Origin of the sequence: Streptomyces shenzhenensis, assembly GCF_021462265.1 — a bacterium.
Taxonomy (GTDB): Bacteria; Actinomycetota; Actinomycetes; order Streptomycetales; family Streptomycetaceae; genus Streptomyces; species Streptomyces shenzhenensis.
On record NZ_JAJONF010000006.1, the window covers coordinates 313421 to 335409 of the forward strand.

Below are 21989 nucleotides of genomic sequence, written 5' to 3' on the forward strand. Positions count from 1 at the left end.
GCGGGATCCGGTCGCTCACAGCTCTCCCATTCGTCGGATCACGGGGGCCACCCGCTGGACGCCGTGGCGATAGGCGCCGCGTGCGGCCCGGCGCACGATCTGGCGGACGGGGCCCGGGGCCTTGTCGGCGGCGGGCGCGCCCGGGAGCGGGGCGCCGTCGGGGCCGAGGTGGTGGCGGGCCAGGATGCCGGGCAGGTAACCGGACGCGGTCTCGGTGGTGTAGTAGGGGTTCAGGGGCGGCAGCCCGCCGGGCCGGGCCAGCAGCTTCGCGATGCGTTCGCGGGCCGCGTCGAAGGCGGTGGCGTAGCTGCCGTCGGCGGCGACGCCCTGCCGTGAGACCCACTCGGCGTCGGGCACCGGGCGGTGTCCGGCGTCGAGCTGGTCCCAGGAGGCGAGGCAGCCGGAGCCGACGAAGTGGTGGTTGCCGAGCGCCTCGCGGATGCCGAGGTCGGTGAGGACGACGGTCGGGATCCGGCGGTGCAGGGACTCCAGGGCCGCCGTCGAGCTCATCGTGACCAGGAGGTCGGTGCGGTCGAGCACCTCGCCCATGTGGCCGTAGACCAGCCGGAAGTTGGCGGGCACGTCCTTGCCCTGGACCAGCTTCTGGTACGGCAGTTCCTCGATGTGGGTGGTGTGCTCGCCGGGCTTGGAGCGCAGCTTGAGCAGCACCTCCCGCTCGGGGTGCCTGCGGGCGTGCTGGATCAGCCGGTCGAGCAGGTAGGCACGGTCCTTGCGGCTGTCGGGGACCGAGGGCTGGGCGGCGAACACCACCGTGTAGGGGTCGTGTTCACCTTCGTAGGGCGCCCCGCCGAGGAACGGCAGCGCGACCTCGGTCACCGACGAGGAGTCGGCGCCGACCCCGTCGTACACCGCCCGGAAACGGTCGGCGTCCTGGCGGGAGTTGGCGAGGACGAGGTCCGCGCCGTGCCGCAGCAGCAGTCCGTCGGCGAGCTTCTCGTAGACGACGCCGACGTAGCCGGTGACGACGACGGGCCGCCGCTCCCGGCCGGCCCAGGCGTTGCGCAGCCCGTGCAGCATGGCCTGCGTGCCGCCGCCGACGAGGGAGAGGACGAGGATGTCGTACGACTGCTGTTCCATCTCTCTGAGGAACTCGACGGCCGTGACCTCGCGGAGCGAGTCCGCGTGGACGCCGACTTCCTGAAGCTGGCGGGCGGTGGGGGTGGCACGGCCCCGCAGAAGGTAGCCGTCGAGCCGGATGTCCGGACTGTCGGTTTCGCCGGGGATCAGGCGCTTCGCGGTGAGCGCCCCCCACTTCCACCGAGTGTCGGAATCCGCCAGGACGGCCACCCGCAGGGACTTCGTTGCACTTGCTGGCACACCGGAGACGCTAGGAAGCCATTCCGAGGATCTCCCGAACCCGAATCCAACAAAAGGTTAACAACACATCGCCGAATGGCGAATCAGGCCGGGATTGCTCGCCGAAAAGCCCTGGTTCACAGCTTCGCCATGCTTCGTTCACCTCAAATCAAGGCGGCGGTCAAGACGGATGACGGGGGCCCGCCTAACGTCCTCCACGTGGTCAAGCTCTCCGTCATCGTGCCGTTCTACAACGTGCAGCAATACGCGCCCGACACCCTGAGGAGCCTGCGCGCGAACGCGCGTGAGGACTTCGAATTCATTCTCGTCGACGACTGCTCGACCGACGGGACACCAGAGATTCTCGCGCGAGCAGAGCGCGAGCTCCCAGGCGCGGTCCATGTCAGACACGAGCAGAACGGGGGGCTGGCCACCGCGCGCAACACCGGCATCGACAGAGCACGCGGCGAATACGTCACCTTCCTGGACGGCGACGACTGGCTGGCACCGGGCTACTACCCCCAGCTGGTCGACGCGATCGAGTCGCTGGGCTGCGACTTCGTCCGCACCGACCATGTCCAGTGCACGGCGCGCGCCCGGGCCGTGTACCGGGTGCCGGTCGGCCGCCGCAACGTCGTGATGAACCCGCGGGACGCCATCCTCCCCGCGGACCGGTCCACCTCCGTCGACTACGCCTTCGCCTGGGCGGGCGTCTACCACCGCCGTCTGGTGGACAAGGGGCTCGTGCATTTCACGGACGGGCTGCGCACGGCCGAGGACCGGCCGTGGATCTGGAAACTGCACCGGGAGGCCGGGTCCTTCGCGGCGGTGAACCTGCTCGGCGTCTTCTACCGGCGTGGCGTAGCCTCCTCACTCACGCAGATCGGCGACGTCCGTCAGCTTGATTTCATTCGCGCGTTCGACCAGGTGATCGAGGAAACGGCACAGGACGCCGACGCGAAGGAACTCCTGCCGAAGGCCGTCCGCACGTATTGCGCCATCATTTCCCATCACCTGGGATCCATCGAAAGGTTCGAGCCCGCGGTGGCGAAGAAGCTGAAGTCCATGAGTGCCGCGGCCCTGCGGCGCATGCCGCAGGACGTGCTGGACGAGGCCCTGGACTCCATGGACCTCCAGCGCGCCACCAAGCTGCGCCGGCTGCGCCGCCGTCCCGCCACCGCGGGAGCCGCCGCGTGACCACCCAGATCTTCCAGGCGTCCACCCTCTACGGCACGGCCACCCTCGCCGCCGCCCTGGACTCCGGCGCCTTCCGCCCGGCCGACCGGCGCATCCTGCTGGTCTGCAACAACGCGGCGACCCCCGAGGTCACCCCGGGCCTGGACGAGGCGCCCGGCTTCGAGCGGCTGCGCGAGCGCTTCGACGACGTGATCTCGTACAACGAGACGATCCTCCCGTTCCACCCGGGCGGCTGGGCCCCGCGCGTCGACGACATGCCCCTGTGGGAACGCTTCTTCCGCCACGAGTGGCAGCTCGGCGACGACGACGTCGAGTTCGCCGTCGAGTCGATCCAGGTCAACCCCTCGCTCAGCCTCACCCAGATCTTCAACGGCGCCCCCGTCACGGTCTACGCCGACGGCCTGATGAGCTACGGCCCGACCCGCAACAAGATCGACCCGCTGGTCGGCACCCGCGTCGACCGGGTTCTCCACCTCGACCTGGTGCCGGGCCTCAAGCCCATGCTCCTCACCGAGTTCGGCGTCCCCGGCGAGCTGGTACCGACCGCGGCGTTCACCAAGGTGCTGGCCGAACTCGCACCCAGCGGCGACGAGTTGCCGCCGATCGAGGAACCGGCCCTGCTGCTCGGCCAGTACCTCTCCGCGCTCGACATCCTCACGCCGGAGCAGGAGGAGAACCTGCACGTCCGGATGTTGCGGGGCGCCGTCGAACTCGGCCACACCAAGGTCGTGTTCAAGCCGCATCCCTCCGCCCCGGCCCGGTTCGCCCGGACCCTGGAGCAGGAGGCCGAGAAGCTCAAGGCCGACCTCACGGTCCTGGACACCACGGTCCTGGCCGAGGTGCTCTACCAGCGGATGCGTCCCGCCCTGGTGGTCGGCTGCTTCTCCACCGCGCTGCTCACCGCGTCCGCGCTGTACGGCCTGCCGACCGCCCGCGTCGGCACCGACACCCTCCTCGACAAGCTCATCCCGTACGAGAACAGCAACCGCGTGCCGGTCACCGTCGTCGACGCGCTGGTGCCCGCCCTGACCGACCGCAAGGCGGTCGAGGCACAGCGCCCGCGCATGAGCGTTGACGAACTCGGCCGGCTGATCCGCGCGGTCGGCTTCGCCATGCAGCCGAAGATCTACCCGCAGCTGCGTGCGGAGGTCACGGGTTACCTGTCGAAGCATCTGAACGACACGACCATCCGCTATTTCAAGCGCAAGCGCCTGACGTCGCTCGGGCTGCCCGGCGGAGTGCCCGCGCAGCTGGCGTTCCTGCCGCGCAACGCGACCGTCCGCCGGATGGCCCGCAGGGCGCGCAACCTGCGCCGGGGCGTGCGCCGGTAGGTGTTCCGCCGAGCGCTCCGCTGGAAGCCGCCGGGGCATGTCGTCGGTCGGCCGCGGCGCCGTCGTGGCTGGTCGCGCCCACGCGGCGGTAGCCGCATATCCGATACAGCCCCGCGCCCCCAGGCGGCGGCTGCGCCGCCGATCAGGGGCGGGTCCCGATCAGGGGCCCGCCCCTTCGGTGTCACCGGCCCAGGATCTTCTTGATCGTGGCCGCGTTCTCCTGGGTGACCTTCCACAGCTGTTCCTGCCGGTCGTGCACGTCGGCGACGGTGCGGCTGTGGTTGTCGAGGATGCCCAGTGCGCGTTCGGTCAGGATGTCGCCGAGCTCCCGCTCGTGCACCGAGACACCCCACTCGGGCCGCTCGATGTCGCCCAGGAAGTACGCCATCTTCGGGTGCGAGATCAACGAGATGATCGGCGTGCCGACTCCGAACGGGATCATGCCGGCGTGCCCGCGCATGCCGATGACCAGGCGGGTCCTGGCGTACGTCGCACGGATCTCGTCGTTGGAGAAGTCGTACATCGGGATCACCGGCAGCGAGATGCCGTGCTCGCGGCGCAGGTCGAAGGCGATCCTCTCGTCGTCGAGGGAGTGCGCGACGCACTTGACCTCGGTGTGCTCGCCGATCTTGCGGACGGCCTTGGCCATCTCGGCGAGGAAGTGGCCGTAGTCGTGGCCGAAGCGCAGCCCCGCGCGGTCGTAGGCCGCGTTGAGCATGACCGTGTCCTCGCGGTACAGCGGGTCGGTCCAGCCGGCCACCAGCCGGCGCATGACCGTGGTGGGGCAGGGCTGGAAGACGACCTTGTCCTGGAGCTCCGGCGGGAGCATGCCGCGGACCTTGGCGATGGAGCCGTGGTTGCGCAGGCCGAAGAAGGAGGACTTCTCCACCAGCAGCCGCAGGCTGTCGTTGAACCGCTTGGCCCGGTAGGACTGGCCGTCGAAGGCGTTGAAGCCGACCGCGTAGACCATGATCGGGACGTCGATGGCGCGCAGGTGCTCGTCCGGGACGTTCCACTGCCAGGCGCTGTTGCCGTTGGGCATGGTGTCCGGAATGAACAGACCGCCGCCGCCGATGACCAGGCCCCGGCGGGCGTTGACGCGCTCCAGGGCGGCCTTGTCGAAGTACCGGTGGGCGTGCACGGAGTGCCAGCGCCGGGAGGTGGTGTCCGGGCCGAAGCCGAGCCGGACGGTCTCCGGGAGCAGCTTGTCGCCCGCGTTGCCCTGCCGGTCCATGTAGAAAGCGACGTGCGCCAGCTGGTCCTCGGCGCTGCCCTGCTCCTGGGAGGGGACGGCGGCCGCGCGCTGGGCCCACAGGCGGCTGGGGCGGTGGGTGGGGTCGACGGTGAGGCCGGCGGTGGCGTACCTGAGGGCCTCGGTGTTGTCGCCGTGCACCCAGGCGATCTGGGCGAGCCGCGCGAAGGCGGTGGCGGCCCGGTTGGGGGCGGCGCTGGCGAGCAGCAGCCGGGTCTTGGCCTCGTCGTAGCGGGAGACGCTCATCAGGGCGTGCCCGAGCACCTCGTGCGGCCAGGCCTCGTCCAGCGGGATGCGGACGCCGCCGAGCACGTCCACGGCGTCCTGGTAGTCGCCGTTCGCGATGTGCGCGGCGGCCACCTTGCGGGCGATCTCGACGTCACCGGTGCGCTTGACGTGCGGGGTGCCGAAGTGGACGACCAGGTCGTGGTGGAGGCCGCCGGAGGAGGCGAAGTAGGCCGCGTGGAACTCGGCGTCGGTCATCTCGAACCCGCGCCAGCGGTCCTCGGCCTGCGAGTAGCCGGACTCACCTCCCTGCCAGGGCTTGTGACGCCCGGTGAAGTGCAGGATCTTGGTGTCCTCCGGGACCGGGAGGTCGCCGGACAGCCGCCGCTTGACGAAGTTGTACTTGGCGTCGAGGCGGACGAAGTCGCCGTCCAGGACGGCGTTCAGGATGCCCTGGTCGTGCTTGTCCAGCTCGTAGTCGCCGCTGCGGCCGGTGTTGTCGATCTTCGCGCAGAACTCGTCGGACAGGTACTCCTTCTGGATCACCAGGAGACCGGAGTTCAGCTTGTGCTGCCCGTAGAAGAACTGCGGGACGGCCGCGAGCCCCTCGCGCAGCTCCAGGAGCTCGCCGAGACCGCCGAGGACGACCATGTCGGTGTCCAGGGTGATGATGGTGTCGTAGTCGCGCAGCCGGAAGACGTCGAGGATGAAGTACGCCTTGCGGACCAGGTAGTTGTCCTGGTCGCCCTTGACGTACGAGTCGTAGTGCGTGTCGTTGACCCGCTGGAGCACGATGCGCGGGTGCAGGGCGCGGATTTTCGCGACGGACGCCGGGCGCAGGTCGTCGTAGAGCACGACGAAGTCCTCGCAGACGCCCGGGTTGGACAGGGCGAGGCTGCGCAGCAGGACCAGGAAGCCGGGCAGGTAGTTCTCGTCCACGTAGGACGCGAACGCGATCCGGCGCTTCTTGGTGAGAGCGCTCGCGTCGGCGCTCGGTATCGCCGGGGTGGAGGTGGTCGTCATCGCAGGGAGATCCTCATGTCGGTCACGCTCTGGGCCCGCTGCATGACCCAATCCTTCTCGCTGGTGTATTCGTGCACGGAGGTGATGGCCAGCTTCATGGCCTCCGGCACGCGGTAGGCGCCGCTCTCGTAGAAGTCGAAGCCGATCAGGTCCAGGGTCGGGCTGACGTCCAGGAAGTCCAGCAGCCACAGCATGTTGAACCCGGAGGTCGGGATGCCCGTCCAGGTGTCGGTGCTGATCTGCCCGATGTTGCGCATCGGCCAGCGCAGCGACTCGTCGCCGAGGTACTTCTGCGCGCCGGGCACCAGCTTGTTGCGCAGCGAGTGCTTCCAGTCGCCCGAGACACCGCCGAAGATCAGCCGGGTGATCACCGGCTTCTCCCAGTTGAAGGCGTGCTTGTGGATGCTGACGTGGATGTCGGTGCGCTCACCGGTGTGCTTCGGGTCGATCTTGTACGAGTTGAAGCGCACGACCAGGTCGTAGTCGTCGATCTGCTTGCCGATGCCGCTCGCGCCCACCCGGCCCGAGTTGGCGATCAGGCAGACCGACTTGCCGGCGATCTGGTTGCGGAACTCGCCGAGGCTGATCCACCGCACGCCGTCGACCGTCGGGTTGGCGACCGGGCCGCGCATCCGGACCCGGCGCTGCTCGGCGTAGAGCGCGACGGCCTCGGCGACGCCGGCGTCGTTGCCCTCGGCCAGGCGCAGGTCCAGGTACTGGCTGAGCAGCTCCTGCCGGTCGTTGACCGGCGCCTCGTCCTCGGCGAGGGCGAGCAGCGCGCCCACCAGGCGGGGCTCGGCGGCCTGCCAGTCGCCGGCGGCCCGCAGGGCGAGGCCCTCGGCCCAGGTGGCGGTGGCGGGCCCGCGGACGTGGTCCGCGGCGGCCGGGACCTGGCGCCCCAGGAGGGCGAGGAGTTCGCCTTCGCACTCGGCGGCGCGGCGCATGCCGGAGATCCGGTTGGCGACGCCGAAGCCGTCGTCGGTGGTGAGTTCGAGGTAGCGCTCGTAGGCCTCGACGGCCTCGCGCTCCTCGCCGAGTCCCTCCAGGATGCGGGCGCGCAGCCGCCAGCCGGCGCGGGAGTTCTTGCGCTGGGCGAGGACGGTGTCGCTGATCAGCAGGGCGAGGTTCAACTCGTCGTTGTAACCGCACTCCAGGGCCTTGTTGGCGACCGCGAGCAGAGCGTCCAGCAGGTCGTTGTCGATCCCGCCCGAAGGGCTCGCCGCACCCTTGACGGCGCGCTTGAGAAGCGCCGTCGCGCCGCCGGCCGAGGCGGGGGCGGATGCGGTGGTGCCTTCCGTGGCGACGACCACCAGCAGCTTGCGCAGCTGCTCCGCCAGTTCCGCGCGCCGGCGGTCGAGGCTGCCGACCACTTTCCCGCTGTGCACGGCGCAGGCGTGCAGGCAGTCGTCCAGCTCCCCTCCGCGCGCAGGTGCCCGCCTGTTCTGGACCCTCGTCATAGCTCTCCTGATTTTGCCAAGCAAAGTTTGTGTAACGGCTGTGCGTGGGAAGCAGTCCGCACCGGGGGGATGGATGGAGAAACTAGGAAGCCAAAACGACTGTATGGTTAACGAACTTCAAAAGGTAAGAGAATGGTGAGCGGGTTCACCGCGCACTTCCTATGATTTCCCCAGGTGGCGGTATGAGGCTCCCCATGTCCCGATTCCCCCAGATGACGGTATGGGCCTTCCCACATCCCGGGGCTTTCGCAAACAGATCGGATGATTAACGGCCCGGTCTCTGGTAGACATCTCGGACCATGTCACTCGCCACCCCCGAACTGGCGCCCTCGCCTGCGAAGATCCCGGTCGTCCCGGCCCGCCGCCCCGGGCACCCCCGCACCCGACTTCTCGCCCTCGACGGACTACGGCTCGCCGCCGCCCTGATGGTCTGCCTCTACCACTACACCGGACGCGGCGGAGTCGTCTCCGCGTCCTGGCACCAGAACCCCGAGCACATCTTCCCGACCCTGTCCCGGGCCACCGTCTACGGCTGTTTCGGGGTCGAGTTCTTCTTCGTCATCAGCGGTTTCGTGATCTGCATGAGCAGTTGGGGCCGCTCCCTCGGCGACTTCTTCCGCTCCCGCGTCGCCCGCCTCTACCCCGCGTACTGGGTCGCCCTGGTGCTGGTCACCGGCGCCTCCCTGATCCTGCCGGCCGTCGTCCGGGCGGTGCGGCTCGACGAGTTCCTGGTCAACCTGACGATGCTGCAACAGCCCATGGGCGTACCGCGCGTGCTCGGCGTCTGCTGGACACTCTGGGTCGAGGTCCGCTTCTACGCCCTGTTCGCGCTGGCCGTGGTCCTGCCGGGCGTCACCTACCGCAGGGTGGTGCTGTTCTGCTCGGTGTGGACGCTGGCCGCCGTGCTGTCCACCGCGGCGGGCGACGGGTCGTGGGCCCAGCTGATCGTGATGCCCCAGTACGCCCCGTACTTCATCGGCGGCCTGGCCCTCTACCTCGTCCACCGCTTCGGCCACCGGCTGCTGCTGCCCTGGGGCATCGTGGCGCTCTCCTGGATCCTCGGGCTGCGCACGGCCACCGAGGGGCTGTGGCACCCGGGCGCAGCCCGCAACCCGTACATCGTGATGGTCGTCGTCACCCTGGCGTTCGCCGCGGTCGCGGCGGTGGCGGCGGGCTGGACACGCTGGGCGGCCTGGCCCTGGCTGACCACGGCCGGGGCGCTGACCTACCCCTTCTACCTGGTCCACGAGCACCTCGGCTGGTTCGCGATCCGGGTGCTGCACCGGGCGTGGGGGCTGCCGCCGTGGCCGACGCTCGCGGTGACGGTCCTCGGGATGCTGGGGCTCGCCTGGCTGATCCACCGGTTCGTGGAGACGCCGTTCGGGCCGAAATTGAAAAGGGCCCTGAAGGCGTCCTGATTTCCTTTTGATTCACCTCTCGTTCACTTGGGGAAGCGGGCCCGTCGTTCACCTCCCGGTTACTTTCGGAGGCGTACGGCGGGTAGGCGCCGCAGAGCGCTGCCGCGGCCGGGCCCACGCGGCAGAGCCGCACCCCGTGCCTCTTACGGGGTGCCGCAGCCCCGCCCGCTCGGAGCCCGCCGCGAACCCGTTCCTCAGGTGATCCTGTATCGGGTGCCGATTCCGTCGAGGAGCAGCTCCAGGCCCTCGTCGAACTGGCCGTCGTAGTCGGTGAACAGTTCCCGGCCCGCGGCTGCCGACAGCGGGAAGCCGGCCAGGACGCGGGCTCGCTCGTCCACGTCGTAGCCTTCTCGGCGCTCCCCCGGGAGGGGCTCCACACCCTGTTCCTCGGTCACGAAGCCGATCGTGTAGGCGTTCACCGTCCGACCCGCCGCCACTGCCTGGGCGAGGGTGAGACCGGCCTCTGTCATGAGACGCAGGAACGCCTCCTGCTCCGGGGCGTGGTCGATGCCCGTGAAGCGCGAACCGCTGTAGACCTTGGCGCCGTCGCGGTAGCCGAGCAGGGCGGCGCGCAGGCCCCGGCTCACCGTGCGCAGCCCGTCCCGCCAGGTGCCGGCAGGGTCGATCCGCGTGTCCGCGACCATCCGGCGGTACATCTCCGTCGCCATCTCGTCGAGCAGCGCCTGCTTGTCCTTGAAGTGCCAGTAGAGGGCCGGCGCCTTGACGTCCAGCTCCTTGGCGATGGCCCGGAGGGTCAGTCCCTCCAGGCCGGCCTCGTTCAGCAGGCGCAGGGCCGCGTCGGCGACCCGGCGGCGGTCGAGGGGGGCGCGTCGTTCCGTGCTCACACTTGACAGCTTAACAGCGTTAAAGGCAACCTTGTCGCCGACGGAACTTAACGACGTTAAGGGGAAATGTGATGGATGTGGCAGTCGTCGGCGCCGGACCCACCGGGCTCGCCCTCGGGATCGACCTCGCCCGGCGCGGGGTGGACGCACTGGTCGTGGAGGCGGGCGAGAAGCTGTTCCCCGGCTCCCGCGGGAAGGGGATCCAGCCCCGCACCCAGGAGGTCTTCGACGACCTCGGCGTGCTCGGCGCGATGCGCGCGGCCGGCGGCCCCTACCCTCCCCAGCGGTTCTGGAAGAACGGCGAACCTCTGGAAACGAAGCCGATGTTCGACGCGGTGGCGGCCGACGAGGGCACCCCGTACACGGAGCCGCTGATGGTCGCGCAGTGGCGCACGCAGGAGGTGCTGTACGCGCGGTTGCGGGAGCTGGGCGGCCGGGTCGAGTTCGGGCGCGCCGTGACGGGACTGGACCAGGACGCGCGGGGGGTGACGGTCCGCTTCGCCGACGGTACGACGACTCGCGCACGGTATGCGGTGGCGGCGGACGGCGGGCGTTCGACCGTACGGCGGGCGGTGGGCGTCGGGATGACCGGCGAGCCGGTCGACCCGAGCCCGTTCCTGGTGGCCGACCTGCGGGTGCGGGGCCTGGACCGCGACCACTGGCACACCTTCATCGGCGACGACGGCCATGGCGTGGCCCTGTGCCCGCTGGCCGGCACCGACGACTTCCAGCTGGGCGCGCGCCTGCCCGAGGGCACGGAGGTCGACCTTTCCCTCGAAGGCCTGCGCCGGCTGGTGACGACGTACAGCCACCTCGACGCCGCCGACATCACCGGGCTGCGCTGGGCCTCCGACTTCCGCCCGCGTGCCGCACTGGCGGACCGGTTCCGGGTGGGCCGGGTCTTCCTGGCCGGAGACGCGGCCCATGTCCACTCCCCGGCCGGCGGCCAGGGTCTGAACACCAGCGTCCAGGACGCCTACAACCTGGGCTGGAAGCTGGCCGCCGTCCTGACGGACCGGGCCCCTGAGGCACTCCTCGACACCTACGAGGAGGAGCGCCGGCCGAACGCGGCGGCCGTGCTGGGGCTCTCGACCCGGGTCCACCACGGCGAGGTACGGCGGGGTGCGGCCACGGTCCAACTGGGCATCGGCTACCGGCAGTCCTCGTTGGCCGAGGAGACCCGGGCGAACCCGGGACCGGTGCGGGCGGGCGACCGCGCACCCGACGGGCGGAACGCGGACGGGGTGCGGATGTTCGACGCGTTCCGGGGGCCGCACTGGACCCTGCTGACGCCGGAACCGGTGGACGGCGTCCGCGGTCTGCCGGCCCCTCGGTCGTACGGCCCGGGTGTGTTCCTGGTCCGCCCGGACGGCTATGTGGGCTGGGCGGGCGAGACGACGGCGGGCCTGCGGACGTACGCGGCACGCACCGGGGCCTTCGGCGTCGGCGCCGGGGCCGACGCCGCGTAGGGCCGGGCGCACACAGCCCGGTGCGCGGCCGGTGACTCAGGCGCTGGCCAGCGTCAGCTTCACCGCGAACCCGAGGAACAGCACCCCCGTCGCCGAAGTGGCCGTCGCCGACATCCGCCTGCGGCGGCGGAACGCTTCGGCGAGCCGGGTGCCGCTGAATATCAGGACGCTGAGGTAGAGGAAGCTGGCCAGCTGGGCGAAGGCGCCGAGGACGACGAAGGACAGTGCCGGGTAGGCATACCCCGGGTCCACGAACTGCACGAAGAAGGCGATGAAGAACAGGATCGCCTTCGGGTTGAAGAGGCTGATCACCAGGGCGCGGCGGTAGGGGCGCTCCTGCGCCGGGGCGGCGGCCGCCCGGGCCGTCTGCTCCGCCGCCTGCTCCTTCCGCGACCGCCACATCGACCAGGCCGCCCGCAGCATCCCTGCCGCCAGCCAGGTGAGGTAGCCGGCGCCCGCGTACTTCACGATCCCGAACAGCACCGCGTTGGCCTTGAGCAGGGAGGCCACCCCGGCCGCCGACAGTGTCATCAGCACGGTGTCCCCGCACCACACGCCCGCGGCGGCGGTGTAACCGGCCCGGACCCCCTGCCGGGCGGCGACGGACAGCACGTACAGGGAGTTGGGACCGGGCAGCAGGACGATCAGGACGAGTCCTACCAGGTAGGTGGGGAGATCGATGACACCGAACATGGGAAGCAGTGTCGCACGCGTGTCCGATAACACCCCCGGGGGGCCGTATGTCAGAACGCACCCGCCAGCCCCTGCCCGTCAGCACACGCCGCCAGAACGCGTGCGTCAGCACACGCCGTCGATCCCCGCCGTCAGCACGCGCCGTCGAACCCCACCCGTCGGACGCGCCGTGAGACACCCCGTCCGTCAGCACGCGCGGTCAAAACGCGCCGTCAGAACGCGTTCGTCGGAACGTACACCCCCCACACCTCCCGCAGCGCGTCGCACACCTCGCCCACCGTGGCCCGCGCGCGCAGCGCCTCCTTCATCGGGGGCAGGACGTTGTCGTCGCCCCCGGCGGCCTTCCGCAGGGCGCCGAGGGCCGCGGCGACGGCCGCCCGGTCGCGGTCGGCGCGCAGCAGGGCGAGGCGTTCCGTCTGCCGGGCCTCGATGGCCGGGTCGACGCGCAGCGGCTCGTACGGCTCCTCCTCGTCCAGCCGGAAGCGGTTGACGCCGACCACCACCCGCTCGCCAGCGTCGGTCTCCCGCGCGATGCGGTAGGCGTTCCGCTCGATCTCCCCCTTCTGGAAGCCGTGCTCGATCGCCGCCACCGCGCCGCCGAGGTCCTCGACCCGCCGCATCAGGTCGAGGGCCGCCGCCTCCACGTCGTCCGTCATCCGCTCCACGGCGTACGAACCGGCGAAGGGGTCCACCGTCGCCGTGACGTCGGTCTCGTACGCGAGCACCTGCTGGGTGCGCAGGGCCAGGCGCGCGCTCTTGTCCGTCGGCAGCGCGATCGCCTCGTCGAAGGAGTTGGTGTGCAGCGACTGGGTGCCGCCGAGGACCGCGCCGAGGGCCTGGACCGCCACCCGGACCAGGTTCACCTCCGGCTGCTGGGCCGTCAGCTGGACGCCGGCCGTCTGGGTGTGGAAGCGGAGCATCAGCGACTTGGGGTTCCGCGCGCCGAACTCGTCCCGCATCACCCGGGCCCAGATCCTGCGGGCCGCACGGAACTTGGCCACCTCCTCCAGAAGCGTCGTACGGGCCACGAAGAAGAAGGAGAGGCGGGGTGCGAAGTCGTCCACGTCCATGCCGGCCGCGACCGCCGTGCGCACGTACTCGATGCCGTCGGCGAGCGTGAAGGCGATCTCCTGCGCGGGCGAGGCACCGGCCTCGGCCATGTGGTACCCGGAGATGGAGATCGTGTTCCAGCGCGGGATCTGCGTCCGGCAGTACTGGAAGATGTCGGCGGTCAGCCGCAGGGACGGCTTGGGCGGGAAGATGTACGTGCCCCGCGCGATGTACTCCTTCAGGACGTCGTTCTGGATCGTGCCGGTCAGCACGCCCGCCGGTACGCCCTGTTCCTCCGCCACCAGCTGGTACAGCAGCAGCAGCACGGCGGCCGGGGCGTTGATCGTCATCGAGGTCGAGACCTGGTCCAGCGGGATGCCGCCGAACAGCACCCGCATGTCGTCGACCGAGTCGATCGCCACCCCCACCTTGCCGACCTCGCCGTGCGCGAGGGGCGCGTCGGAGTCGTGGCCCATCTGGGTGGGCAGGTCGAAGGCGACGGAGAGACCGGTGGTGCCGTGCGCGATGAGCTGCCGGTAGCGGGCGTTGGACTCCGCCGCGGTGCCGAAGCCGGCGTACTGGCGCATGGTCCAGGGGCGGCCGGTGTACATCGTCGGGTAGACGCCCCGGGTGTAGGGGTACGACCCCGGGTCGCCGAGTTTCCCGGCCGGGTCCCAGCCCGCCAGGTCCCCGGGGCCGTAGACCGGCTCGATGGGCAGTCCGGACTCCGACTCACGGGCCATGTGGGTGACCTCCGCAGTACGCCAGTACGCCGATATGCCGATTTCCCGGCACGTCTGTCAGTTCCCACCATGCCCCCTTGTTCGGCGGCGGTCACGCGGGGAAGCATCCTCGGCATGAAGGTCTCGGCGTACTCAGGGATCCTCGCCGCCGTGCTGGCCGTGCTGTGCGGGTGCACCGTGCGGGCGCCGGACGGCGGGGACGCCAAGGGGCACTCGCCCGTCCACATCGACCTCCCGCACAGCTCCGCCTCCACCTCCACGTCCCCTTCGACCGCCGTTCCGGCGCCGGAGCCGACTCCGTCCGCGGTGGAGACCGTGCCGCCGCACATCGTCTTCACCCGCGGCGACACCGGCACCGGCGTCCGCGAGCTCCAGGCCCGGCTGCGCCAGGTCGCCTGGCTCTTCGACGGGCCGACGGGGACCTACGACGACCTCACCGCCGAGGCCGTCAAGGGTTTCCAGGGCAAGCGCGGGCTGCCGCAGACCGGTGAGACCGACGCGGTGACCTGGCGGCTGCTGGTGGGGATGACGCACCGGCCGGGGAAGTGGGAGCTGTACCTGATGGGCGGTCAGCCGGCCGCCGCGCCCGACCCGCGGTGCCTGACCGGGCGGGTGCTGTGCATCAGCAAGACCAGCCGGACCCTGCGCTGGATGATCGACGGGCGCACGGTGTCGACCATGTCCGTGCGGTTCGGGGCGCAGTACACCCCGACCCGGGAGGGTGTGTTCCACGTCTACTGGAAGTCCCGCCACCACGTGTCGACGCTCTACCACTCCCCCATGCCGTACGCGATGTTCTTCAGCGGCGGCCAGGCGGTGCACTACTCCTACGACTTCGCGGCCCGCGGCTACGCGGGCGGCTCGCACGGGTGCGTCAACGTGCGGGACGAGGCGGCGATCGCGGACCTGTTCGCGCAGGTGCGGAACGGCGACAAGGTCGTCGTCTACTGGTGAGCGGGTGATGTGCGAAGGACGTGCGGGGCGCGGGCGGGACCGGGGGAACGTGTCCCGCCCGCGCCAATGCACGAGCCGCAGGTACGGGGGGAACCCCGGCTCTGTGCGACGGCCGATGACCAGTCGGCTCATTCAGTACTGCGTCACCGGGGCCGAAAACGTCACTCCTCGCCGGAAAAAAGTTCAGCGAATTTCAAAGCCGCAGGTCACAGCGGTGCGTAAAGGTCAAAGTGCGCTGTATGTGGGGCTGGGCGAGGTGGCGGACCGGCTCTGCGGCAGGGGCGCGAAGCCGGTCGGGGCGGGGGTGGCCACGCCGTCCTGGTGATGGTGGTCGCCCCTGCCCCAACCGGTGCCGCCCGTGCCGCCGGCGCCCCGGCCGGGCCAGCCCTCGTCGTCGCCGCCCGAGCCGTTGCCGTCATCCTGGCCGCCCTGGCCGTTGTCGCCGCCCTTGCCGTCACCGGGGGGCTCGCCCTTGCCGTTCAGTCCGGTCCCGAGGACGGCCTTGCAGAACTTGTCCACCCGGCCGGCGCCGCCCGCCAGTCCCTCCAGGGCCCGCCTGCGCTCGGTGTCCAGCGACTTGCCGCCCTGGATCGCGCGGCAGGAGGTCAGCGCGCCGCTCCACCCGCCGACGGGGAGGCCGGGGGAGGCGGTGTCCCGGGTCTTCGGCTTGCCCGTCGAACCGGGCGGGTTCTGCCCGGAGCCGCCGGACGCGGCATGGCTGGAGGGAGTGCCGGTCTCGCCGCCGGGCAGGGAGTCGGGCGACTGCGAGCCCTGCGGACGCGCGGGGGTGCCGGCGGCCGAGACGGAGGCGGCCGGGCCGGGCCGGTTGTCGTCGAACGGCGTCGGCAGCACCCCGGTGCCCGCGGCCACCGCGATCCCGCCGAGCATGCCGGCGGTCAGCGCGGCGGCGAGGCCGAGCCGTGCGGGGCGGAACCGGCGCGGGACCCGGGCCGGCCGGGCACCGGCGGCGATACGGAAGAGACCCGCGTCGGCGTCCCGCCCGGGCCCGCCGGACTGCGCGGCCACGACGGTCCCGGCGTCCTCGGCGGATTCGCGCGCTTTGCGGAAGGCAGCCAGCGCGGCTTCCTCGCCGGGGAGTTCGGTGGTGGCCGGCGCGACCCGCGCGGAGAGCTCGCCGAGCGCCCCGGCGAGACGTTCTGCCTGGTCACGGGCGGAGGCCTCGACAGCTTCCAGCGACTCACCGCGCAGCAGACGGTCCGCCGTCACCCGGTTCAGCCACTTGTACTGCTCGTCGGCCATCACATGTCCTTCTGCGTCCGCGAACGCGTATGCGTCACACTGGCGGACGTCGCCGCACGATCATTCGGTTCTCGCTGGGGCCGCAGCGCGTCGAGGACGTCCGCCGCCTCGGCGTCGGCGCCCAGCAGTTCCGCGAGCTTCCTGAGCCCCCGGTGGGCTGCCGTCCGCACCGCCCCGGCCCGTTTGCCGAGGGTCTCGGCGGCGGTCTTGGCGTCGAGCCCCATGACGACCCTGAGGACGACGGCCTCGGCCTGGTCCTGCGGCAGCCGGGCGATGAGGGAGAGCGTGGAGACGGTGGTCAGCGCCTCGATGGCCTCGCCGGCGGTGTCCGAGTCGGCGGCCCGGCCGGCCAGTTCCGTCTCGTCGCCGCCGATCGCGGGGCGGCGGCCGCGCATCCGTATGTGATCGAGGGCACGGTTGCGGGCGATCCGGGCGGCCCAGCCGCGGAACCGGTCCGCGTCTCCGCTGAACCGGTCGAGGTCACGGGCTATCTGCAGCCAGGTCTCCGAGGTGACGTCCTCGGCGTCCGGGTCACCGACCAGCGTTCGGACGTATCCGAGCAGGCGTGGCTGGACCGCGCGATAGACGATGCGGAACGCGGTCTCGTCCCCGCCCTGTGCCGCACGCACCGCGGCGGTCAGCTCCGCGTCGTCCCCCAGCACCCGTGTGTTCCCTACTTCGCGCCTCAACCGGCGCCGCTCTCGCGGTCGTGGTTCTCGCCGTCCGGTTCGTCGATCGATGGTTGCGGTGTTCGGGACCGCAGATCGTCGCGGTGGTCATATGCGTCCTCCGCGGCCCGGCGCGAACTGCACGTTACGACCTGAAACCGCTCGCCGTCCACGTCAGTACAAAGCGCAACTGACTCGTGACGCCCTGAGGTGTGACAGAAAACGCAGTCATGGCGCTGTACAGGGTACGGGCCGCCGCGCGGTCCGTACCGCGCGACGGCCGGGGCCTCTCCTGTGGGGGGTGGCGGCCCCGGTCGTTGCTTCGGTTCTTCCGCACCGCGGACGTGTCGCGGTCCGGAGGATTCTCCCGCGCGGAAGCTCGCCGAGCCGCACCGGACCGGCCGCGGACCCCGCCCGGTACCGGGCCGGGCAACCCGTCGGCGCTCGTCGCGGAGCCCCGCGTCGCCGGATCCGGAGCAGACCTCAGCCACCCGCCGCGCCACGCCCCGGTGAGCGGTGTCTCACCGGCGTCCGCCGCTCTCCCGTCGGCACGCCCACGGGTGACGTTTGGTCAGGGCCGGACGCTAAGCCTAAGCGTGGCCTGTGCGAAAGGTGTGACGGGCCTGACAGCGATGGTCTTTTTTTCTAGGGGTGGGGACGAGTGAGTCCACGCGGGACGCGTGCGTACAGACCGTTGAGCATGAGGCGCCGGGCGTGGCTGACGCTCGGTGCGGTGGTCCTGGGCGGCGGGGGTGTGGTGACGTACGCCGTCGCCAGCCCGTCCGCCGGCCACGGAACCGGCGGGCAGGCCAGACGGCCGGTGAAGGTCTACGACCTGGCGCTGAAGGGCACCACGAACGGCGAGCGGGAGCTTCCGCGCACGGACACCGGGCAGTTCTCGCTGCTCGGCGTCTCCTGGACGGGGGCGGCGAAGCGGCTGCACGGCACGGCCCGGGTGCGGACCCGGAGCGCCGAGACCGGGCAGTGGAGCGCCTGGCACGCTCTGGAGGCGGCCGACCCGCTGGAGGACCCGGAGGCCGGCTCCGACGCGCGCGGCGCGTCCGAGCCACTGTGGGTCGGCCCCTCCGACGGCGTCCAGGTCCAGGTCGCCGGCCGGGACGGCGCCACCAGTGCCGGCCTGCCCAGGGGACTCCAGGTGAACCTGGTCGACCCGGGGGTGGTGACACCTGCGGAGACCAGGGCGGAGCCGGCCGCGTTCGTGGCGGACGCCACCCCCGGCGACAGCACGTCGCCGACGGACTCCGCGTCCCCCGGCGCCTCCGTCTCCCCGGCCGACTCGGCCTCCCCGGCGGATTCCGCGTCGCCCACCGAGTCCGTGACGCCGGCCGACTCCGTGCCGGCCACCGGCTCGGCCTCCCCGAGCGGCTCCGCGTCCGCCGCGCCGACGGACAGCGCGTCCGCGAGCCCGTCGGCCTCCACGCCTGTCGCACCGCCGTCCACCGTGCCCGAGCCGCCGATCGTCTCGCGGGCCGGCTGGGGCGCCGACGAGTCGCTGAGCCCGGACCCGTCGGACTACAACGCGGACGTGAAGGCCGTCTTCGTCCACCACACGGACGGCACCAACGACTACGCGTGCTCGGATTCCCCGGCGATCGTCCGGGGCATCTACGCGTACCACACGCAGACCGAGCACTGGAACGACATCGGCTACAACTTCCTGGTCGACAAGTGCGGCACGATCTTCGAGGGCCGCAAGGGCGGTGTCGGCCTGCCGGTGCTCGGCGCGCACACCTACGGCTGGAACCGGGAGTCGGCCGGTATCGCCGTGCTCGGCGACTACACCTCGGCCGGCGCCACGAACGCGGCCCTGGCGTCGATCGCCCGGCTCGCGGCCTGGAAGCTCGGCCAGTACGGCGCCGACCCCGCCGGCACCGTCAAGCTCACGGCGGGCGCGACCCAGACCAACTACTTCGGCACCGGCTTCACTTCGGGCACCGCGTACACCTTCAACCGGATCTCCGGGCACCGCGACGGCTACAACACCCAGTGCCCAGGCAACTCCCTCTACCCCCAGCTGCCGACCGTCCGCGCCTGGGCGTCCGGCCCGGTGCAGGGCCTCAAGCTCACCTCGCTGTCCGGTGCGAGCCCGTCCGGTTCGACGTACTACACCAAGGGGGCGATCACGGCGAAGTGGTCGACCACCACGCCGGGTTCGCTGATCTCGAAGTTCGAGCTGCTGGTGGACGGCAAGACCGCCGCCACCACCTCCGGAACGGCGACCTCGGCCGCCGCCACGCTCACCGCGGGCAGCCACACCGTGGCCGTACGGGCCGTGCACCAGTCCGGCAAGACCACGACGACCGCCGCGCTGACCGTCGTCACCGACACCACGGCGCCGTCCTTCACCACCGCGCCGAAGCTGTCCCTGCGCACCGGCACCGTCAGCACCACCGCCGTGCCGGTCACCCTCGGCTGGAAGGCCACCGACGACGCGGCCCTGAAGTCGGTGAGCCTGCTGTCCCCGACGACGGCCGCCTTCGGCCCGACCACGACCGGCTCCAGCCGCACCGCCCGGCCCGGTACCGCGTCCACCTGGTCGATGAAGGCGTACGACTACGCGGGCAACACCCGCACCTCGTCCGCCTCCTTCACCCCGGTGATCCTCCAGGAGACGTCGGCCGCCAGGTCCGGTACCTGGACGGCCCGGTCGTCCACCAACTACCTGGGCGGCACGTCCTACTCCAGCGGCTCCAAGGGCGCGAGCCTGAGCTGGACCTTCACCGGCCGGTCCGCCTCCTGGGTGGTCTCGCGGGCGTCCACCTCGGGTCAGGCCTACGTCTACGTCGACGGCACCAAGGTGGCGACCGTCGACCTGAAGTCCACGACGACCTCGTACCGCCAGGCGATCTGGACCAGGGCCTGGTCCTCCAGCGCCAAGCACACCGTGAGGATCGTGGTGGCCGGCACCAGCGGCCGCCCGACGGTCACGACGGACGGCCTGGTGTACATCAAGTAGTTCTCAGGTGGCCGACTCCACCGGTTCGGGCGTCCGCTCCCGCGCTGCCTGCGGGGTGGGCGCCCGGTCCGCGTTCACGACCACTCCGGCGACCAGGGCGCCCAGCAGCAGAGCGGCCATCGCCCACCAGGTGGCCACGTTGAAGCCGTGCACCGCGGCCTTCGCCGCCAGCAGCGCCCTGTCCGGAACGGTCGCGGCGTGCGCGGTGGCGTAGCGGGTGGTGACGCTCGCGGCGATGGTGTTCAGGAGCGCCGTACCGATCGAACCGCCCACCTGCTGGGCGGTGTTGAAGGTGGCCGAGGCCGCGCCCGAGTCCCGTGGGGCGACGTTGCCGGTGGCCAGCGAGACGGAGGTCATCATCGCGGTGCCCATGCCGAGGCCGAGCATCAGCATGCCGGGCAGGATGTGCGAGGCGTACGCCGGTTCGACCCCGACCTGGGCTATCAGCGCCAGCGCCCCGGCCGCCAGCAGCAGCCCGGGCACGATCAGCATGCGGGGCGGGACCCGGTGCAGCAGCCGGGCGGCGACCTGGGTGGAGCCGGTGACCATGCCGACGGTGATGGGGAGATAGGCGACGCCGGTCTTCACGGGCGAATAGCCGAGGACGCGTTGCATGTAGTACGTCAGGAAGAGGAAGACGCCGAACATGCCGACGGTCACCAGCAGCACGGTGAGGAACGAGCCGATGCGCTGCCGGTCCCGTACGACGGTCATCGGGAGCAGCGGGACCCGGGCGCGGGTCTGCCAGTACCCGAAGAGGCCGAGCAGCGCCACTCCGCCGCCGAGCAGCGCCAGGACCAGGCCGTCACCCCAGCTCCGGGACTCCGCCTCGGAGAAGCCGTAGACCAGGGAGAGCATGCCGGCCGAGCCGAGCAGGGCGCCGGGGGCATCGAGGCGGGCGTCGGGATGGCGGCCGCCGTCGGGCAGCAGGACCCAGGCGCCGGCGAAGGCGACCAGCGCGATCGGCACGTTGACGTACAGGCACCAGCGCCAGTCCAGGTACTGGGTGAGGAAGCCGCCCGCGAGCAGCCCGACCGCGGCGCCCGCGCCGATGATGGCGCCGAAGATGCCGAACGCCTTCCCGCGGTCCCTCGGGTCGGTGAACGTCGTCGCGAGCAGCGACAGCGCGGCCGGGGCGAGCAGCGCGGCGAACACGCCCTGCAAGGCCCGCGCCCCGAACAGCATGCCCTGGTTGACCGCGGCCCCGCCGAGCGCGGAGGCGGCCGCGAAACCGACCAGACCGGTCATGAACGCCACCCTGCGTCCGGCCAGGTCGGCGATCCGGCCGCCGAGCAGCAGCAGCCCGCCGAAGGCGAGGGTGTAGGCGGTGATCACCCATTGCCGGTTGCCGTCGGACATGTGCAGAGCGACCTGGGCGGAGGGGAGCGCGATGTTGACGATGGTCATGTCGAGCACGACCATCAGCTGGGCCAGGGCGATGACCACCAGGGCCCACCAGCGTCGGTTGTCGGCCATGGGGCAATCGTGCTCCGCCACCGGCCTGTTGGGAACGTCCGCGTCTCTTATTTCGGTGTTTTTTGCCGAGCCGCCGGCTGTTCCAGCGCGTCCCGGCACAGCAGTCGCAGTGAGCCCTGGCCGCGGTAGCACCGCCGGGCCTCGTCGATCGGGTCCCACAGCCGGCCGTCGGGGGTGCGGATCCAGTGGTCGCCGCCGGTCGCCCACCACTCGGCGCCGGCGTGACGGACGATCACCTCGCCGGCGTAGGCCCCGAAACCGCGCAGCATCTCCCGCACGGCGTCGTACGGCGGGTCCTCCCGGCGTATCTCCTCCACCATGCGGTCGACCCGCCACAGGCTCTGCGCCGAGTAGTCGAGCCGGACCCGCGCGCCCTCGCGCATCATGGCCACCGCGTCCGCCGCCCACCGGGCCGGTCTCGCGGCGGCGTGCGGCCTGGTCCGCCGCGGCGCCGTCAGGTGGCCGTCGGGCAAGTGGCCGTCGGGCAGGTGGCCGTCGGGCAGGTGATCGACGGTCAGGTGGCCGGCTGTCGCATCGTGGGCTGTCACATAGGGAAGAGCGAGGCCGACGGCGGTTTCGTCACCCGGATACAGGGGGGTTGCGGCAACCGGCGCAGGACCCGCGCACCGCCGTC

Annotated in this window: 16 protein-coding genes; 6 read left to right on the forward strand and 10 right to left on the reverse strand. The window is 71.3% G+C overall.

What is annotated here, in order from left to right:
- Nucleotides 1-15 precede the first annotated feature (15 nt).
- The gene (locus tag LQ326_RS11725) at nucleotides 16-1338 is read right to left on the reverse strand and encodes a DUF6716 putative glycosyltransferase (RefSeq protein ID WP_234535395.1); all 1323 of its coding nucleotides are present in this window, start codon (nucleotides 1336-1338) and stop codon (nucleotides 16-18) included.
- Between the two features lie 198 nt (nucleotides 1339-1536).
- On the opposite strand from LQ326_RS11725, the gene LQ326_RS11730 reads away from it, so the two are divergent.
- A complete protein-coding gene (locus tag LQ326_RS11730) occupies nucleotides 1537-2514 on the forward strand; it encodes a glycosyltransferase family 2 protein (protein WP_234535499.1) in 978 nt (325 codons plus the stop codon).
- Entirely contained in the window at nucleotides 2511-3845 is a 1335-nt protein-coding gene (locus tag LQ326_RS11735) for an alpha-2,8-polysialyltransferase family protein (RefSeq protein WP_234535396.1), read from the forward strand. Before LQ326_RS11730 ends, LQ326_RS11735 begins: the two co-directional genes overlap by 4 nt.
- 181 nt (nucleotides 3846-4026) lie before the next feature.
- Here the strand turns inward: LQ326_RS11735 and LQ326_RS11740 are convergent, their stop codons facing one another.
- Together LQ326_RS11740 and LQ326_RS11745 are read right to left on the reverse strand one after the other, a co-directional pair.
- Nucleotides 4027-6345, reverse strand: coding sequence for a glycosyltransferase (locus LQ326_RS11740; protein ID WP_234535398.1), 2319 nt, complete (start codon nucleotides 6343-6345; stop codon nucleotides 4027-4029).
- Nucleotides 6342-7802, reverse strand: a complete 1461-nt coding sequence (locus tag LQ326_RS11745; RefSeq protein ID WP_234535401.1) for a glycosyltransferase family 29 protein — start codon at nucleotides 7800-7802, stop codon at nucleotides 6342-6344. The genes LQ326_RS11740 and LQ326_RS11745 overlap by 4 nt, the downstream gene beginning before the upstream one ends.
- A 299-nt stretch (nucleotides 7803-8101) precedes the next feature.
- Between LQ326_RS11745 and LQ326_RS11750 the strand changes: the two genes are divergently transcribed.
- On the forward strand, nucleotides 8102-9220 hold the full coding sequence (locus LQ326_RS11750) for an acyltransferase family protein (RefSeq protein WP_234535403.1): 1119 nt from the start codon (nucleotides 8102-8104) through the stop codon (nucleotides 9218-9220).
- A gap of 194 nt (nucleotides 9221-9414) precedes the next feature.
- On the opposite strand, the gene LQ326_RS11755 is transcribed toward LQ326_RS11750, so the two are convergent.
- Entirely contained in the window at nucleotides 9415-10065 is a 651-nt protein-coding gene (locus LQ326_RS11755) for a TetR/AcrR family transcriptional regulator C-terminal domain-containing protein (RefSeq protein ID WP_234535405.1), read from the reverse strand.
- A 71-nt stretch (nucleotides 10066-10136) separates the two neighbouring features.
- Between LQ326_RS11755 and LQ326_RS11760 the strand changes: the two genes are divergently transcribed.
- Nucleotides 10137-11534 carry an FAD-dependent monooxygenase gene (locus tag LQ326_RS11760; RefSeq protein ID WP_234535406.1) on the forward strand — a complete coding sequence of 466 codons (1398 nt, stop codon included), beginning with the start codon at nucleotides 10137-10139 and terminating at the stop codon, nucleotides 11532-11534.
- 36 nt (nucleotides 11535-11570) lie between these two features.
- Here the strand turns inward: LQ326_RS11760 and leuE are convergent, their stop codons facing one another.
- Together leuE and LQ326_RS11770 are read right to left on the reverse strand one after the other, a co-directional pair.
- Nucleotides 11571-12227, reverse strand: a complete 657-nt coding sequence (gene leuE, locus LQ326_RS11765) for a leucine efflux protein LeuE (protein ID WP_234535408.1) — start codon at nucleotides 12225-12227, stop codon at nucleotides 11571-11573.
- A 212-nt stretch (nucleotides 12228-12439) separates the two neighbouring features.
- Nucleotides 12440-14020, reverse strand: a complete 1581-nt coding sequence (locus LQ326_RS11770; protein ID WP_234535410.1) for an acyl-CoA mutase large subunit family protein — start codon at nucleotides 14018-14020, stop codon at nucleotides 12440-12442.
- Between the two features lie 114 nt (nucleotides 14021-14134).
- Between LQ326_RS11770 and LQ326_RS11775 the strand changes: the two genes are divergently transcribed.
- On the forward strand, nucleotides 14135-14974 hold the full coding sequence (locus LQ326_RS11775) for a L,D-transpeptidase family protein (RefSeq protein WP_234535412.1): 840 nt from the start codon (nucleotides 14135-14137) through the stop codon (nucleotides 14972-14974).
- Nucleotides 14975-15199: 225 nt separating this feature from the next.
- Here the strand turns inward: LQ326_RS11775 and LQ326_RS11780 are convergent, their stop codons facing one another.
- On the reverse strand, nucleotides 15200-16234 hold the full coding sequence (locus tag LQ326_RS11780; protein WP_234535414.1) for a hypothetical protein: 1035 nt from the start codon (nucleotides 16232-16234) through the stop codon (nucleotides 15200-15202).
- Nucleotides 16234-16896, reverse strand: a complete 663-nt coding sequence (locus LQ326_RS11785; protein WP_234535416.1) for an RNA polymerase sigma factor — start codon at nucleotides 16894-16896, stop codon at nucleotides 16234-16236. Before LQ326_RS11785 ends, LQ326_RS11780 begins: the two co-directional genes overlap by 1 nt.
- Before the next feature lie 706 nt (nucleotides 16897-17602).
- Between LQ326_RS11785 and LQ326_RS11790 the strand changes: the two genes are divergently transcribed.
- Nucleotides 17603-19879, forward strand: coding sequence for a peptidoglycan recognition protein family protein (locus LQ326_RS11790; RefSeq protein ID WP_234535418.1), 2277 nt, complete (start codon nucleotides 17603-17605; stop codon nucleotides 19877-19879).
- Nucleotides 19880-19882: 3 nt separating this feature from the next.
- On the opposite strand, the gene LQ326_RS11795 is transcribed toward LQ326_RS11790, so the two are convergent.
- Together LQ326_RS11795 and LQ326_RS11800 are read right to left on the reverse strand one after the other, a co-directional pair.
- Entirely contained in the window at nucleotides 19883-21355 is a 1473-nt protein-coding gene (locus LQ326_RS11795) for an MFS transporter (protein WP_234535420.1), read from the reverse strand.
- Between the two features lie 47 nt (nucleotides 21356-21402).
- On the reverse strand, nucleotides 21403-21813 hold the full coding sequence (locus LQ326_RS11800) for a hypothetical protein (RefSeq protein ID WP_234535501.1): 411 nt from the start codon (nucleotides 21811-21813) through the stop codon (nucleotides 21403-21405).
- Nucleotides 21814-21989 lie beyond the last annotated feature (176 nt).

Coding starts and splice junctions, on each gene's coding strand:
- LQ326_RS11740 (WP_234535398.1), bottom strand. CDS start 6,345: ATGACGACCACCTCCACCCCGGCGATACCGAGCGCCGACGCGAGCGCT.
- LQ326_RS11745 (WP_234535401.1), bottom strand. CDS start 7,802: ATGACGAGGGTCCAGAACAGGCGGGCACCTGCGCGCGGAGGGGAGCTG.
- LQ326_RS11750 (WP_234535403.1), top strand. CDS start 8,102: ATGTCACTCGCCACCCCCGAACTGGCGCCCTCGCCTGCGAAGATCCCG.
- LQ326_RS11760 (WP_234535406.1), top strand. CDS start 10,137: ATGGATGTGGCAGTCGTCGGCGCCGGACCCACCGGGCTCGCCCTCGGG.
- leuE (WP_234535408.1), bottom strand. CDS start 12,227: ATGTTCGGTGTCATCGATCTCCCCACCTACCTGGTAGGACTCGTCCTG.
- LQ326_RS11770 (WP_234535410.1), bottom strand. CDS start 14,020: ATGGCCCGTGAGTCGGAGTCCGGACTGCCCATCGAGCCGGTCTACGGC.
- LQ326_RS11775 (WP_234535412.1), top strand. CDS start 14,135: ATGAAGGTCTCGGCGTACTCAGGGATCCTCGCCGCCGTGCTGGCCGTG.
- LQ326_RS11780 (WP_234535414.1), bottom strand. CDS start 16,234: ATGGCCGACGAGCAGTACAAGTGGCTGAACCGGGTGACGGCGGACCGT.
- LQ326_RS11790 (WP_234535418.1), top strand. CDS start 17,603: ATGAGGCGCCGGGCGTGGCTGACGCTCGGTGCGGTGGTCCTGGGCGGC.
- LQ326_RS11795 (WP_234535420.1), bottom strand. CDS start 21,355: ATGGCCGACAACCGACGCTGGTGGGCCCTGGTGGTCATCGCCCTGGCC.